Below are 15,818 nucleotides of genomic sequence, written 5' to 3' on the forward strand. Positions count from 1 at the left end.
AGATCGTCTGAAGGCTGGTATTCACACCGCACCTCCAGTAACTATTTCGGAAGAATCTTAACTGACGATCAATAAACCGGCGGTAATAATCCCGGCGTTGCGGTCATTTCCTTTCCGGCGTTTTTCATTATTTTCTTTCCGGCGTTGACAAGGGGAAAGGGCAAACTTTTTTTAAAAAATGGGTGTGTCCCTTAACAATTGTGTTAAGGGACAACCTGATTTTTAAAAATTTTTTTACCCCAACACCCCAAAGTCTACTTTACAAGATATTGATATTCCGCTGTCATCACTCAATTCTACTCATCATACACATCAAACGACAAAAAGCGGAGCGCAAAAAAATATGTGCTGATATAATTCTAAAACAGAAAAATAACAGCACATGTTATTGAAAAATCAATATATACACATAGAGAATAGACCTTATGAGGAAGCTCATAGGGTCTATTTGTCTATTTAGGCATTTAACAGCGGTTCATATATAATACAATAAAACTATTATTTTATTGTTATTTCAGAGCCTGTAAACCACCAAAGTAGGAGGGGAAAGGGCAAACTTTTTTTAAAATGGGTTTGTCCCTTAACAATTCAATTTATTCCCACTCGCTCCTGAAAACCACCACTTAAACAATTTTGTATTGGTAATTTAGCACGAGTTATTTTAGTTATCTGAAATATCCATAAAATATGGACTCTCCAAATTTCTGTTGTCATTTTGTTGTCACAATTAATTTTATAAATCAGTATCAATCAAATTAAATCTTCAGTGATCTTTTGAATGTATTTTTTTATTTCTGATTTTTTTATTCCATTTTGACAATACTTATGTGCCTTCGTTTCTTTTCCGCTATTTACACTTTTTTGATAAACAATCAAATTAAATAATTTGTTAGCACAGGGGATTACTTCAAAACGGTATTCTTTATTTCTTGAAATATATACAATATCACCATTCGCATTTGATGAACAATATCCTTTTAGCACAATCTGCTCCAATGCTCGTCTCATTTCCAATGCTGACTGATAACGATCATCAGGATTTAAAGCAATAGATTTTGATATAATTCTACGAATTTTTTTAGGAACGAAGGATTGATATTTACTGTCAGTTACAACTTTTCCATTTAATACTGCGTTTTTAAAACAATCTCTGTTAGATAAAAAATCCGATTTGATTTCAGAAATACCGTTAAATAATCTAAATGCTGTTAATCCAAGTTGATATATATCCGTTCTAACATCATATATGTTGCTTGATATTGTTTCCGGTGATGTGTGGGGTAAATAAAATTGCCTTGGTTGCACAGCGGAATGTGTAGGTGAATAACAGGTGATTCCGTAATCAGAAAGTATGTATTCTTCATTATCTCCAACAAGTATATTACTGGGTTTAATATCACAATGGTAATATCCATTTTCGTGTAAATATTCAAGACCACGAAGAACATCTATCAGACATTTTATGCCAACATTGGTAGGCAAAAAATTACAACTGTTCACTCGAGACACTACAGATCCATTTTTAAAATATGGCATAGCTATCATCACAATAGAATTTGTTGAATCTCCAGATTGTACAATGTCAGCATATTTTATATTTACAACATTATTATGTTTTAACCTGTTACCTATTTGAGCTTCAAGCAAACGTTCATCAATAGAAGTATCGTTTTGAGAAAGTAATTTTAAAGCACACTCTGCTCTAAGAGAAACATCATTAGCAAGCCATACTTCTCCAAAGTTTCCTCCGCCTATTTTTTTAATTAAAATATATTTGATCATTAACATTATACATCAACTTTCAATCCCCAATATGCAACCAATATTGCATCAGCCATCGTATTATTCCAGTATTTTTCGGTTTTGCCAACTCGTTGTTCTGCGTATTCTTTTGCCTTTGTAGCATTTGAAGATATTTGAGAATTCAACTTTCTAAAAACAGGAATATTATGCTCCCTTGCAGCCAATAAAAATATTGAATCTACATATGTTGTCTCACGATTTGCCGCTTTTTCCATTCCGTATTCATTCATTTTTATGTATATTTTATCGATTTTTGGATTAATTCTAATTATTCTATCAATTTCACTTTTAACCCAATATAGCTTATCTTCAACTTTATCAATTGTTGCGGGATACTTTATACGATTCTCCGTATTTTTGTTAACAAAGACCACATTCCCCGTAATGTCCTGTTCTAAAATTGCGTATCTTATTTCTTGTGCAGATGCACGTATACCAATTACACTCATATAACATAACTCCTATTTTAATTTGCTAATAACAAAATGTTTTATGTAAATCTTTCGTTACGCAGATAACATTTCTACAATTCGGTTATTAACATTGATTTGTTCAATAAACTCTGTTATTGTAAGGGTTAATATGTCAATACCATATTGATATTTGGAATAACCTGCCATATATTTCGTATCAGCGTGTATAGATGGAGCAACCAATATTGAAAACTGAGTAATATTAGGGTTTCTTTCAATCGCCTCTTGCAGATGTCTGGTAATCGCAGGCATTTCATTGGTTGCTTGATTACGTGCACACATAAGTGTTACTTCTACAAGGGAGTTGCAATCGGTATCATAACATTCGATATCTGCAACTCCACCAGAAGCAGTAAAAGTTGGTAGTCCTTCATCATCTACGTGGTAATTTGGCCTAACATCTAAATTTATAAAATGCTGTTTAAGAGCAATACTTGTTAAAAACTCTAATCTTGTAGGCTTATCTATAATTCTAAGAATAGCATTTCTGCTTTCTCCGTTTCTTGAAAGAATATTAAGCTCGTTAGCAATATCTTCTTTTGAATACTCTGTTGCCCATTGATTCAAGGTGGAAATTCTTGCATCTGAAACTACAGTATCATCAACAACTTGTGTTAATGACACTACATTAGTGTCAATAGCTCCAATATACTCAAAGAAATCTTTTTTAGAGGTAAAGTTACTATAGTCAACATAATTACTTAATACATATTCAATTTTGGATATTTCAAACGAGTTAAAGTCTATAAATCGACCATTACCTCTTAAAGATACTATACCTGTAATACGCATTTTCCTGATAAATTCATCTACAGCTTCACCTGTAATTTGGTTAAGTTTGAATCTGTTGCGTTGATTATCGGTAGCACCAAGAAGGCCTAAACATATCTCATAAACAACCTCGTCACCATAAGTAAATCTATATCGTCTGCGTAATTCTTTTATTTTCCTATATAAAGCTATTGCATCACGATTAGGCCAACATATAATCAATGAAAGTTCACTACGAAAAATACCTACATCGTTCTCTTCGGGATCGTCTTTTAAAAGCTTTATAACCTGTAGAAGTAAAACAAGCGGAGAGTTGTCGTTTGCATTTTTTCTAAATGGATTATTGGTTTGATACTTCATCAAAGAATTCAGAAAAACATTTTTAATTTTTTCATCATTGATTGGATTTTCATTATGAGCATCAAGCAACATATGCCCAGCAATAGATATTTCTATCGGTTCACCCATTTTATAATACACAAAACCAAACTCCATTGAAAGCTTGTACCAAGTGTCAAATCTCGAGGGCCATCCTTTATCAAATCCAGCTTCTTTGTGATTTTGAGGACTATTTTGCATAATTTCGTCAACCTCATTATCACTAAAGTCACGCTCTTCGTTTAAAATCATTTTTAATCTTGGATTTTTTGAAATATACACTGGTCTATACAATTTGCGTTTAATTAATAATTTAGCAACAGTAAATATAATCTCATTAGTAAGTCTTTGCCCTTCATAAGGCGAAATACATTTGAGGAAATCGGCAATACGAGCAGGATTTCGCATAGTAGTAGAAAAAGATAATGGTTTGTATTCTGCAGCACGCTCTCTTGGCATAAACAAATCTCCTTAGTAGTTTTTCACAAGGACTTCATAAGTATCCTTTTCGGTATTGTCATTAAAACTAATGTAGTTACTTTTGATTCTAACAATATTATATTTTTGTGCCCATTCATTGAAAGTTCCATTATATCTTTTTCTATGCCATAACACGTTAGAAACAGCAAAGCGAATTTTTCTTGAGTTAAGTTCATCAAGATAATCTATCAAACGCATTTCACTATCTTCATTCCAAAGCTTATTGTATTCGCTAAAAGTGATTAAATATGGTGGGTCCAAATACACCATATCATTCGGTGTTGGCTGAACCTTTTCAATGAAGTCTTGAAAGTCCATATTAAATAATTCAATATTTTTGTCACTCACATAATCAAAATATGAATTAAGTGCGTTTACAACATTTTTGTTAAAATCAACATTGCCAACAGGCAAATTAAAATCTCCTTTTGAATTAAATCTAAGCATTCGGTTGAATCCGTATATAAGCAGCATATACAAAAGCATCATATCATCTTTATTGTCATTGAAATCACTTCTCATTTTGTAATATGCTTCTTTGTTGTATTTTGCAAAATATGTTTTTACAAATTCCTTACGATATTCTTTTGGAACATCTTTGCCAAGAAAAGTTGCCGAAAGCTTATACTTATCAATATCAAACTTTAGTTCATCCCAAAACGCATCTTGATTATTACTAAATGAAATTAAGAATTCGTGCAACTTAATCATATAAGTATCAATATCATTTAATAAGTATTTTTTTGCATTAGTGTTAAGAAATACACTTCCGCCACCGCAAAAAGGTTCGATAAATCTATCAATATCTTTCGGAAAATTATCTTTTAATTGTGGAACTAATTTAAATTTATCTCCAACATAAAAGAAAGGAGAACGTCTGCAAACACTTGCATCAGTCATTTTGTCCACCTACTTTCGTTATAAAAACTAATTCTTTGTGGTTTGGTAATTCCGTTTTGCCAGCATTAAAATACTGATGATCTTTTTCAAATATTGAAACACTCCCTCTACTTTCTAAAATACTTCGGATATCATCGAGCGTAATTTTATTTTTTGACGAGCTACTTTTCGAATTATATGTATTATTATACGAGACAACAATATATTTACAGTTCAAAGAATTTATCAATTCTTCAAAAGTTTTTGTTGCAGAATTTCTGCAATATTCGCTCATATTCTCAGCTTTGGGTTTACGTGCGGTTCCAAACAACTCGGGTTTTTTCCATTTAGTGATATTTTCAAGAATATGATAAAATCTACTGTACTGTCTTGAATTGTAAGGTGGATCAATATAAACAATATCACAACTAATTTTTTTTGCTAATTCATTAGCGTCCAATCTAGAAATGTGTACTTTTTTATTTTCAAAATTATATGGTGTTATTAAATCAAAAACAAATGCATCGCTAATCATCTTTCCTTTAATGTATGCATCGTAATGGCCAACAGTATTAGCTGCCCTATCTAAAGAATACAGCAGTGAAGCAAGCAATATATTTTTTTCTTTTTTATTTAAGTCATTATTATTTTCTATTTGCTCTCTAATAAAACCTATACAGAGTGCATCATTATAAGAAAAAAATTTGTTTCCAAAATTTATTGATACATAGTTTTCGGGAATTTCTGTTGGCTGTATTTTTGAAAATTCTTTTTTTAAATCATTTAGTTTTTTGTAATCAAAATCAGATTGTTCAAAAAACGCTTTATATATTACTTCGTTTGAATATAGAAAATCATTTATATAAATTTCGTCTACATTATCTATCATTTGTTTACTTATTATTGCAGTACCTGCAAATAAATCACAAAATGAATTTCCTTCACAATTTTTAGCTATTAAATCTGAAATCCATTCCGATAATTTATATTTGCTTCCAGTATATCTTCTGTTCCAAATCTGATATGGCATACCATTGTTTCCTTCCTAGTTTTCTGCTTTTAACAACAATTTATATAAATCAGTTGTCATCAGAAGTTAATTCCATAATATCTTCTATTCGGCAGTCAAGGGCAGTGCAAATTCTTACCAATACGTCAACAGTAACATTTTCATTTTTACCAAGTTTTGCAATAAGAGAATTGCTTATACCAGCTGCTTCTCCGAGTTCTTTCTTTTTCATATTTTTATCTATCAGAAGTTTCCATAGTTTATTATAACTAACAGCCATACTGCACCTCATAAACATAATTAAATAGGATTTTAAGCTAATTTAGTATATCATATTTTTTTAAGCAATGCAATAACTAATTACACGAAAATGGAATTTAATACAGATAACGTCACTTATTTACTCGAAAGCAAAACCAAAAAAATACCGAGTATAACTTACTTTAAAAGTTACACTCGGCGTGATTTTTAAGCGTAGATTAAATCTGAAATTACAACTTCAGTTGCACGATTATGGATATTATTCATCTTCTGCACCCACAGCATTTGATTTTCAGCTTTGAGCTTTTCCGTTACATTTTCTTGTTCAGCAAGTTGTTTTACCAGCCGGGAAAACATTTCCTCTGCCTGATTATCAATATCGGCAAGGTAATTGTTCAGCTTTCCGCTTGTTAGCAAGTTCATATAGAATACCTTATGATATTGTTTAAGATACCTTATGTGTCGCTGTCCCCACACGCCTACTGATTTCTGTTCTTCTTCGGGAAGTGAGAGGCAAGGGAGATAATAATCTCCCTGCAGTTCATACCATAATTCGTTCTTTTCGTCATAAATTCTCTTTTCCATTGTGTGTTCCTACCTTTCATCTTTGTAATTTCTAAAGCGTGAGCCACGCTGTTTAGACTGTGTGATTTCCTTTGCCTGTTTCAGCATATCATCAATTTGTTTACTGCCGAAAACCTTGCGGAGCAGTTTGTAATCTTGCAGTTCCGACTTTTGTGCGGCGTTGATTTTCTCCAAGTTCTTTGCCTTTTCCGACAGTCTGTTGTTATCGTGATACAGACTTTGATTTGCCTGCCGCCATTGCTCCAAAGTGTTCTTCATTTCAAAATATTTGATGATTACACCCTGTACCAGTTCTCTCAATGCGTTGATTACAGGCTGTGCAATTTTCGTTTTATATGTCTTTGCACTCATTAAAGCAGGAGGATCGGGGAGTTGATACTGCGGATCTTCATCAAAGTTTTTTACTACATTATCTAGAGACTTTTCGCAGTCAAGCATATTGTTTATCCGAGATTTTACAAGCTCCAATTTATCTTCCTGCCTGCTGATTTCATCGCCTAACTGAGCCACTTCTTTCTCTCGTTCCTGCTTTTTGTAGTCAAGAACAGAGAGGTGTTTCTCGTGAGTTCCTTTGTGTTCCCATTCAATTCCGTGACGCTCCATCACAGCTGAAAGCTGTTCTTTTTCGGATTGTATCCATTGATTCCACTCTGTATTTTCACGAGTACCACCCTTGAAACCTTGTGCGGCTAATGCTTGTTTGAGCGAAACTCTTGTATCCAGTCCTCGCTTACTGCCGGTAATAAACGGGACAAAATCAATGTGTAAATGCGGCGTTGCTTCGTCCATATGAAGATGAACTGAGAACACTTTTAACTGCGGATTTCTCTCCTGAAACCCTTTATAATACTCGTCCAATACCTGTTTAGCGAGCAGTCCGTTTTCACTTTCTGCGCTCATATCTTCTTTGTTGCCTATCTGCAAAATGATTTCGTGAAACGGCTTTTCCTGCTTGGAATTGCAGATTTTTTCATAGTAATTCTTTATTTTTCTATCCGCTCTTGTCTGCTTGTCATTGTATCTCTTAAGTGCTTCACCGAACAATTGATGATACACTTTCTTGATGTTCTCATTGCAGTAATCTATATTAAGATGGGTTCGGCTCGGATCTACATTTTCAGCTTTGAATTTACGGCTGTTGTGATTTACAGAGCCTTTCCCGACCATTGCGCTTATTGTTCTTTTCATAAGTTACACCTCCAATCTCTTAAAGATAGTTCTTCCTCGGTTCTGTTACTCTTGTCAAGAGTAACGCAAAAGCACTTTTGACAGGCAAGCCTATCAAAAATGCAGACCTGAAAGGAATAACAAGTATTCCTTCGCAGGTTTTGCGCTCTCCGAGGGGATTATGGGGCGTTGTCCCGTTGTCTGCGGACAACTCCCCAGCAAGGGCTGTCCTTTGAAAAGGACACCCTGCACCCCGTCTAAACTTTATGCTGTTACTTCCCGAAAAAGGAAGATTGCAAGGTTGCAGATGTCTCAGCTTCTGCAATGTTGCAACCTTGAAAAACTTCACTCTGTTTTTTCGGGAAGCTGCCAGTACCACTGACTGCCCTCTTTAACCGATTGGACATTCAGCGCTTTCTTTGCCTCGTCCAACACACGCTTGGAGATACCTACCGCCTGTGCTTTTTTCAGCAATGCCTGCTGTGGATATTTGCCCTTGGAAAGATATTCGAGTATTAAATTTTCAGCCTGTTCGGATTTCTTTTCTTTCGAAATACCGCTTAACAAATCATCAACTGAGATATCGTAATGTCCGAGCCAGCTGAATCCGTTTTCTTTATCCAGTTCAAAGGCAATCGCTTCACCCTCTGGTGCAAGGGAAGACTTGTCCTGTACCATCACTCTGACCTGCGGATTATCTTTTATCCTGCCCACAATTAAAACGCTCCTTGCCGAAGCCTGAAAATCGATTGAGCCAAGTCCACGATAGGAAGATTTGTTTCCGCTGCCCTTGTTCATATGACCGACCAACAGAATAGCGCAGTAATATTTTTCTGCGATTCGTCCGAGCTGCGCCATTACATTACGGACTTCATTGGCGTTGTTCATATTGATGTTTGCTCCCACATAGGCTTGTATCGGGTCAAGAATTACCACCCTTGCCCCGACTTCCATAATTGCTTTTTCAATTCGTTCATCCAGCATACTAAGTGCGGCTTCCGATTCATCTATGACTTTGATTTGCGTACAGTCTGCTTCAGCGGATTCTAACCTCGGCTTGATGGTATCTTCCAGTCCGTCCTCGGCTGTTTGATAGATAATCTTTACTGGCTCACGCTCGGTATCATCGTATGGCAGCGCCTCTCCTTTTGAGAGAAGCGCCGCCAGTCTTAAAGCTAAAGTTGTTTTGCCCTCGCCGGGATCGCCCTGAATGATTGTGATTTTTCCGTATGGGATATATGGATACCAAAGCCAGTTCACTTCCTTGATTTGGACTTCATCCATACTGATAATTTTCAGTTCAGCCATTCATACCACCGCCCTTCAAAATAAAAGTGTTGATTTTCAAGTGATATGCGGCTATACTATTAACAGATACATTGAGTGACTGCCTTTCATCTGCGCCAACAGATGATGTTCGGGCGGTCATTTCTTTTTTATCATTCATTTGCATTCTCTCCTTTCAAGCCGATGAGTGTTACCGACACAAGCTCGATAATATCAAGCAGTTCGTCCGACACTTCCTCGGCTTTGTTAATTCGTTTTAACTCCGACAGAATTTCTGCCATTTCATTTTTCAGTGCTTTGTGTACTCTTGGATTGCCCTGCACCACTACATCACGGTTCATACATTTGCGGTAGCAGTATTCCTGCTTCGGCAGTCCTGACAAAGCGACCGCTTTATTCAGCGCCTCGTTTTCTTCGGGCGATACCCTAAACCCCACCGTAATGCTTCTAAACCTGTTTTTCTTGTCTACATTTTTTGCTGACATATTACATCGCTTCCTTTCTGAAATTATTAAGTTTGTCCGCCATATCGTCCTGTGTCGACGGGAAAAGGTGAGCATAGTTATAAGTTATATCTATGCTTTCGTGACCTACTCTGTCGGCAATTGCAACTGCTGAATATCCCATATCAATTAAGAGCGATATATGGCTGTGTCTCAAATCGTGTATGCGAATGCGCTTAACGCCTGCTTCTTGTGAACCTCTGTCCATCTCGTGGTGCAGATAGCTTTTTGTGATTTCAAAAATCCTATCGTTTTTTCCTATTCCGTAAAGCTGATTCAGATATTCCTGCATTTCTTATGCAAGGAACTGCGGCATTTTGATTGTTCGATTACTCTTTGGTGTTTTCGGATCAGTAATTACATCCCGCTTGCCAATGCGCTGATATGATTTATTTACCCTCACCGTACCCTTTTCAAAATCCAAATCCGCCGGTGTCAAAGCAAGTAATTCACCTTCACGCAGTCCGCACCAGTAAAGCATTTCAAATGCGTGAAACGATATTGGCTTGTCCATAATGGCAAATGAGAATTTAGCATACTCATCCTGCGTCCAAAATAGCATTTCTCTTCCTTTGGCTTTACCCATATTTCCAACCTTTTGAGCCGGGTTGCTTTTCAATCCGTAAAACCTGACTGCGTGGTTAAAAATAGCGGATAGCTGATTGTGAAGTGTTTTAAGATATACAGGAGAATATGGTTTTCCTTGCTTATCGGTTGCTTTAATCATCTCATTTTGCCAAGCAATGATATCTTTAGGCTGAATGTCGCTGATTTTTCGCTGACCGAAATAGGGAAGAATTTTAGTTCGCATAATATGCTCTTTGGTATGCCAAGTGTTTTCTTTGATACGATTCTTCATATCAGCCGTATAAATATCAATAAAGCTCTCAAATAACATATCCAAATCGGTTTCCACTTTATTCAGTTGTTCTCTTTCCCGCGCAAGAGCCTCTCTTTTTGTCTGAAAACCTCGTTTTGTAGTTTGGTGAACCTTGCCCTGCCAATCGGTGTAACGGTAATACACCTTCCAAGTATTTGTTTTTTCATCTTTATAAACTGACATTACTTAATCCCTCTCTTTCTTTTTTGCTCCGTAGCAAACTCTTTCCATAAAATATTGTTTATTTAATCGTCCTGAAATTGTGATGAAGCCTTTTTCTTTCAGCTCATTATTTAATCTCTGCACGATTTTGTAAGCGTAAGATTTGGAGACACCCAATTCATTAGCTACCTCATCTACGCTCATAAAAGTATTTGCTGCCATAAAATCACCCCCTTTCAGCTGGTTTTATATTATGATTCTTTATTTCGTGTCGGAATACTTTCTGACCGCCTTCCGATTTGCCCGGGCGGGTACGCCATTACCGTGGTGTACGACGGTTATTCAATTTTCAAAAACTTAACGCTATTAGTTTAAGCTTGTATTGTCATTATACTAAGCAAATTCCGTAAAGTCAAGTGGTTTTTGAGAAAATATTAAACTTTTTTGTTTTCGTAGCCTTGACAAACACTAAGCTTATATGTATAATGTATATTATCAACAGACCGTTAGGAGGAAGTACAATGGCAATCGGGGAAAGAATCCGTTTCTTTAGAAATTTAAGAGGTATGACTCAAAAGTATCTTGGTATTCAGGTGGGCTTTCCTGAAAAGACCGCCGATATTCGTATGGCGCAGTATGAAAGCGGTTCAAGAACGCCGAAAGCAGATTTAACAAACAATCTTGCAGAAGTGTTCGGTATATCTGCTCAGGCTCTTACTGTTCCCGATATTGACAGCGACCTCGGACTTATGCACACATTGTTCACGCTCGAAGATCTTTTCGGTATGAGAGCAGAGAGCGTAAACGGTGAAATACATTTATGCTTTGATGAAAACAAGCCGACAGCAAGCAAGTCTGTATTTGCAATGCTCGCCGCTTGGGCAGAGCAAGCCGAAAAATACAGAAACGGCGAAATCACCAAAGAGCAGTATGACGAATGGCGTTATACATATCCCAAACTCGATACAACACAGACTTGGGCGAAAGTACCGTTGCAGGAACTCAGCGACACAATGGTCGAAGCGTTCAAGGACAAACTCAAAAATATGTAATTGGGCAAAACAAAAAGAGCTATCAGAATTTCAAAAAATCTGATAGCTCTTTACTTTTACAATAATTCAAATAATGTTGCCAATTTGTTGCCATGAAAAGACTAATAGTCAGAAAATTGTAGTATTCATGGACTTTTTCAGCGGTGAGAATGTTAAGGGACAACCTAATTTTTAAAAATTTTTTTACCCCAACACCCCAAAGCCTACTTTACAAGATATTGATATTCCGCTGTTGTCACTCAATTCTACTCATCATTTATATCAAGCAACGAAAAGCGGAGCGCAAAAAAATATGTGCTGATATAATTCTAAAACAGAAAAATAACAGCACATATTATTGAAAAATCAATATATACACATAGAGAATAGACCTTATGAGGAAGCTCATAGGGTCTATTTGTCTATATAGGTATTTAACAGCGGCTCATATATAATACAATAAAACTGTGATTTTATTGTTATTTCAGAGTCCGTAAACTACCAAAGTAGGAGGGGAAAGGGCAAACTTTTTTTAAAAAATGGGTTTGTCCCTTAACATTTTGACTACTATTCCCACTCAATAGTTGCAGGTGGCTTAGTTGTTATATCGTAGACTACTCGGTTTATTCCTTTTACTTCGTTTACGATTCTTACTGAGATTGTTTCTAAAACGTCGTAGGGGATACGGGCGAAATCGGCTGTCATGAAGTCTGTGGTTGTAACTCCTCTAAGTGCCAATGTATAATCATAGGTTCTTTCATCGCCCATTACGCCGACACTTCTCATTGAGGTGAGGACTGCAAAGTACTGGTTAATACTGCGGTCGAGTCCTGCATTTGAAATTTCATCACGGAAGATTTTATCTGCGTCCTGAAGAATAGCAATTTTTTCTTCTGTAATTTCTCCTATAATTCTTACAGAAAGTCCAGGGCCTGGGAACGGCTGGCGCCATACAAGATAATCTGCAAGTCCAAGTTCCAGTCCGAGCTGTCTTACTTCATCTTTAAAGAGAAGTCTAAGTGGCTCGATGATTTCCTTAAAGTCAACATGGTCGGGGAGACCGCCTACGTTATGGTGACTCTTAATTGTTGCGGCGTCGCCTGCTCCGGATTCGATAACGTCCGGATAAATTGTACCCTGTGCGAGAAAATCAACCTTACCGATTTTCTTTGCTTCAGCTTCAAAGGTGTTAATAAACTCTTCGCCGATGATTTTTCTCTTTTTTTCTGGGTCAGTTACGCCTTTAAGTTTACCTAAGAACTGGTCTTTAGCGTTAACTCTTACAAAGTTTATATCCATATTTGAGAAAGCGGCTTCAACTTCGTCGCCTTCATTTTTTCTCATCATTCCATGGTCAACGAAAATACATGTGAGGTTGTTTCCAACAGCTTTTGCCAAAAGAATAGCAAGTACAGAGGAATCAACACCGCCGGAGAGGGCCAAAAGGACTTTGCCGTCGCCTACTGTATTTTTTACATTTTCGATGGCTGTTTTAGCATAGCTTTCCATTGTCCAGTCGCCGGAACACTCACAAACCTCATAGAGGAAGTTTCTAAGCATCTTGGTTCCGTTTTCGCTGTGGTTTACTTCAGGGTGATACTGCATACCGTAAAGTTTTCTTTCCTTACATTCCATAGCGGCAGTAGGGCAAGCGTCAGTATGAGCTGTTACTCTGAAGCCTTCCGGAAGTTCCTTTACATAGTCTGTGTGACTCATCCAGGAAATACCTTCTGAAGGAAGTCCCTTGAAAAGAAGACAATCTGTATCATAGTAGGTGGATGTCTTTCCGTATTCCTTAGTGTCAGGAGTTGTAACTACACCGCCCAGCACATGAGCCATAAGCTGATGACCGTAACAAATTCCAAGTACCGGAATTCCCAGCTCAAAAATTTCACGGCTAACCTTAGGAGCGTTTTCTTCATAAACGCTGTTTGGACCGCCGGTAAAGATGATACCTTTCGGCGCTTTGTTTTTTATTTCCTCAATGGTTATTTTGTTGTACGGATGTACTTCACAATAAACATTGCATTCTCTTACTCTTCTTGCGATAAGCTGGTTGTACTGACCGCCAAAGTCGAGAATAATAACTGTTTCATTTTTCATAAAAAACCTCCCTGTTGTAATAACACTGATTTGCAGAGTGTTAACAGAAGCAAAAGTGTCTTTAAAAATTAAAAAACAATCAAAAACACGAGGTTTTTGAAAGTTATAAGACCATATATTTATTTTGCCATGTATTAACCGATATTTCAAGTGCCAATATTATAAAAATATAATTTTTTTTCAAAAAAATCACCTTTTAGTCAAGAAAAAATTGATTGAAAGAGTTATGGGGAAAACCGGTAAGAAAAAATATAAAATAATTTTTTGTTTTTATTTACCTTAATTTTTTATTATGGTATAATCTACTAAACTAGTATGATTTAAAAGGAGTGAAAAAATATGAAGCTTAAAAAAGTTATTTCAGTTCTGACGGTATTATCGTTGCTTACTTCATCAATAGGAATTTCGGCTTTTGCTTCCAATAAAATAGAGCCTACCGAAAACACTGATTATACGTATACTCCTACTACAGAGGAAACTATAACTACAGAGCCTACCACAGAGCCTGAAACAACTGATGACATGCAGCAATATGAAGAGCTTAAGAAAAATCTTATGCAAGAGTACGAAAATGCATTGTCGTTAAATAGAGAAGAATACACGGAAAAATCCTTTGAAAATTTGGAAAACGAAATCAACTTTACTAAGACCGTTTTAGAAAATTGGGAGGAGCTTTACACAGCAGGTGATGTCGCTTTAAAAAGCTTAAAGGAAGCGGTATTGAATCTGGAATCCTATAAGGACTTATTGCTGGATGTAATTGAAAAAGCTGAAAAGATTTCTTCCGAATGGTATACAGACGAGAGCTTTAAAGTTTTGACAGACGCCATTGAAAAGGGAAGAGAAGCAATTGAAAAAGGCGGCGTAACCGAAGATATTGCCAATTCGCTTATTTCTGATATACAGAAAGCGGAGGAGAACCTTTATAATATTAAAGACCTTTTAAAACAGAATATTGCCGATGCCAAGAAAAAATATAATCTTGTTTATGAAGAAAGCTCTATGACTCAGTTTAAAACTGAAATAGAGAGAATAGAAAAGTCATTTAATGATAATCTTACATCACAGGAAGTTAAAGAGCTTATCGAAGCCGTTTCAAAGGCATATAGTCTTTTAAAGCCTGTATTGGGCGATACAGATGTCAGTGGAGATATTTCTATAAGCGACGCCACAGCGGTTCAAAATTATATAAGTAATATCAATACAAAAATAGAGCTATCTGCAGCAGATGTAAACTTTGATGATAAAATAACTATAAGTGATGTTACAAATATTCAAAAATACGTTGCAGGTTTGATTGATGAATTTAAGAAAGACCCTCATTTACCGGATTATGATACAGAGTGGAATTTGGTTTTAGTAAATTACAAATATCCTATGAAGAGCGGATATGTGCCGGATATGAGAGTGGTTGATGGCAGAAGTATTTTTACATTTGACAAGAGAGCGGCTGACGCATTGGAAAATATGCTTGACGATTGCAGAGCAGAAGGCCTTGAGCCACTTATATGTTCAGCTTACAGAACACAGGAGCTGCAGGAAGAGCTGTTTGCAAATAAGGTGGCTTACTACACAAATCAGGAATACAGCTATGAAAAAGCGGTAGAGCTTGCAAAGACTTCTGTTGCATATCCGGGAACCAGCGAACACCAGCTTGGTTTGGCGGTTGATATTGTAGCTTTAGATTATCAAATTTTGGATGAGGGACAGCTTAAAACAGAGGAACAGCAATGGCTTATTAAGAATTGCTGGAAATACGGATTTATACTTAGATATCCAACAGGCAAGCAGGAAATTACAGGAGTTATATTTGAACCTTGGCACTACAGATATGTGGGAGTAGAAGCGGCTAAGGAAATAACAGAAAAGGGGATAACCCTTGAAGAATATTTGGAACTTGTCTGATATATAAAAATGAAGCTTCGGTACGTTATTACCGAAGCTTCAGCCTGTCGAAAAAGCTCAGCTTTCGCTGGGCTTTTTTCGATAAAAGTGGTAAAATAGAAGCAGGTGATAAAAATGATAGAGAAAAACAGAAAAAACAGA

15 protein-coding genes and 1 pseudogene are annotated in these 15,818 nt (G+C 36.3%); 2 read left to right on the forward strand and 14 right to left on the reverse strand.

The genetic code is table 11. The features are described 5' to 3' along the window. Window positions 1-750 precede the first annotated feature (750 nt). The 13 genes and pseudogenes from B5F08_RS12595 to B5F08_RS12655 all read right to left on the reverse strand — a co-directional run bounded on the left by B5F08_RS12595 (window position 751) and on the right by B5F08_RS12655 (window position 10,860). Entirely contained in the window at window positions 751-1,788 is a 1,038-nt protein-coding gene (locus tag B5F08_RS12595) for a serine/threonine-protein kinase (protein ID WP_087380176.1), read from the reverse strand. After that, window positions 1,788-2,252 (reverse strand): hypothetical protein, encoded by a 465-nt coding sequence (locus B5F08_RS12600; RefSeq protein WP_087380179.1) that lies wholly within the window; start codon window positions 2,250-2,252, stop codon window positions 1,788-1,790. Before B5F08_RS12600 ends, B5F08_RS12595 begins: the two co-directional genes overlap by 1 nt. Before the next feature lie 57 nt (window positions 2,253-2,309). Further along, window positions 2,310-3,884 (reverse strand): AlwI family type II restriction endonuclease, encoded by a 1,575-nt coding sequence (locus B5F08_RS12605; RefSeq protein ID WP_087380182.1) that lies wholly within the window; start codon window positions 3,882-3,884, stop codon window positions 2,310-2,312. A gap of 12 nt (window positions 3,885-3,896) precedes the next feature. Then, window positions 3,897-4,805: a DNA adenine methylase gene (locus tag B5F08_RS12610; protein ID WP_087380185.1), complete on the reverse strand. Its 909-nt coding sequence runs from the start codon at window positions 4,803-4,805 to the stop codon at window positions 3,897-3,899. Continuing rightward, the gene (locus B5F08_RS12615) at window positions 4,798-5,814 is read right to left on the reverse strand and encodes a DNA adenine methylase (RefSeq protein WP_087380187.1); all 1,017 of its coding nucleotides are present in this window, start codon (window positions 5,812-5,814) and stop codon (window positions 4,798-4,800) included. Before B5F08_RS12615 ends, B5F08_RS12610 begins: the two co-directional genes overlap by 8 nt. Before the next feature lie 49 nt (window positions 5,815-5,863). After that, complete coding sequence (locus B5F08_RS12620) at window positions 5,864-6,073, reverse strand: helix-turn-helix domain-containing protein (RefSeq protein WP_087380190.1); 210 nt, start codon at window positions 6,071-6,073, stop codon at window positions 5,864-5,866. Between the two features lie 188 nt (window positions 6,074-6,261). Continuing rightward, the gene (locus B5F08_RS12625) at window positions 6,262-6,639 is read right to left on the reverse strand and encodes a TnpV protein (RefSeq protein WP_087380193.1); all 378 of its coding nucleotides are present in this window, start codon (window positions 6,637-6,639) and stop codon (window positions 6,262-6,264) included. Window positions 6,640-6,648: 9 nt separating this feature from the next. After that, a complete protein-coding gene (locus B5F08_RS12630) occupies window positions 6,649-7,827 on the reverse strand; it encodes a plasmid recombination protein (protein WP_242968470.1) in 1,179 nt (392 codons plus the stop codon). A gap of 324 nt (window positions 7,828-8,151) precedes the next feature. Next, window positions 8,152-9,114 carry an AAA family ATPase gene (locus B5F08_RS12640; RefSeq protein WP_087380199.1) on the reverse strand — a complete coding sequence of 321 codons (963 nt, stop codon included), beginning with the start codon at window positions 9,112-9,114 and terminating at the stop codon, window positions 8,152-8,154. After that, window positions 9,107-9,253, reverse strand: coding sequence for a hypothetical protein (locus tag B5F08_RS13315; protein WP_158096313.1), 147 nt, complete (start codon window positions 9,251-9,253; stop codon window positions 9,107-9,109). Before B5F08_RS13315 ends, B5F08_RS12640 begins: the two co-directional genes overlap by 8 nt. Further along, window positions 9,246-9,578 carry a plasmid mobilization protein gene (locus B5F08_RS12645; protein ID WP_087380202.1) on the reverse strand — a complete coding sequence of 111 codons (333 nt, stop codon included), beginning with the start codon at window positions 9,576-9,578 and terminating at the stop codon, window positions 9,246-9,248. Before B5F08_RS12645 ends, B5F08_RS13315 begins: the two co-directional genes overlap by 8 nt. 1 nt (window position 9,579) lies before the next feature. After that, window positions 9,580-10,659: pseudogene (locus tag B5F08_RS12650) on the reverse strand (tyrosine-type recombinase/integrase). 3 nt (window positions 10,660-10,662) lie between these two features. After that, window positions 10,663-10,860, reverse strand: coding sequence for a helix-turn-helix domain-containing protein (locus tag B5F08_RS12655; RefSeq protein ID WP_087380205.1), 198 nt, complete (start codon window positions 10,858-10,860; stop codon window positions 10,663-10,665). A 299-nt stretch (window positions 10,861-11,159) separates the two neighbouring features. On the opposite strand from B5F08_RS12655, the gene B5F08_RS12660 reads away from it, so the two are divergent. Next, window positions 11,160-11,690 carry a helix-turn-helix domain-containing protein gene (locus B5F08_RS12660; protein ID WP_087380208.1) on the forward strand — a complete coding sequence of 177 codons (531 nt, stop codon included), beginning with the start codon at window positions 11,160-11,162 and terminating at the stop codon, window positions 11,688-11,690. A gap of 546 nt (window positions 11,691-12,236) precedes the next feature. Here the strand turns inward: B5F08_RS12660 and guaA are convergent. Beyond that, on the reverse strand, window positions 12,237-13,772 hold the full coding sequence (gene guaA / locus B5F08_RS12665; RefSeq protein WP_087380211.1) for a glutamine-hydrolyzing GMP synthase: 1,536 nt from the start codon (window positions 13,770-13,772) through the stop codon (window positions 12,237-12,239). Between the two features lie 339 nt (window positions 13,773-14,111). Between guaA and B5F08_RS12670 the strand changes: the two genes are divergently transcribed. Further along, window positions 14,112-15,677 carry a D-alanyl-D-alanine carboxypeptidase family protein gene (locus tag B5F08_RS12670; protein ID WP_087380214.1) on the forward strand — a complete coding sequence of 522 codons (1,566 nt, stop codon included), beginning with the start codon at window positions 14,112-14,114 and terminating at the stop codon, window positions 15,675-15,677. Window positions 15,678-15,818: the final 141 nt, after the last annotated feature.

Source organism: Anaeromassilibacillus sp. An172 (assembly GCF_002160515.1).
GTDB lineage: Bacteria > Bacillota > Clostridia > Oscillospirales > Acutalibacteraceae > Limousia > Limousia pullorum.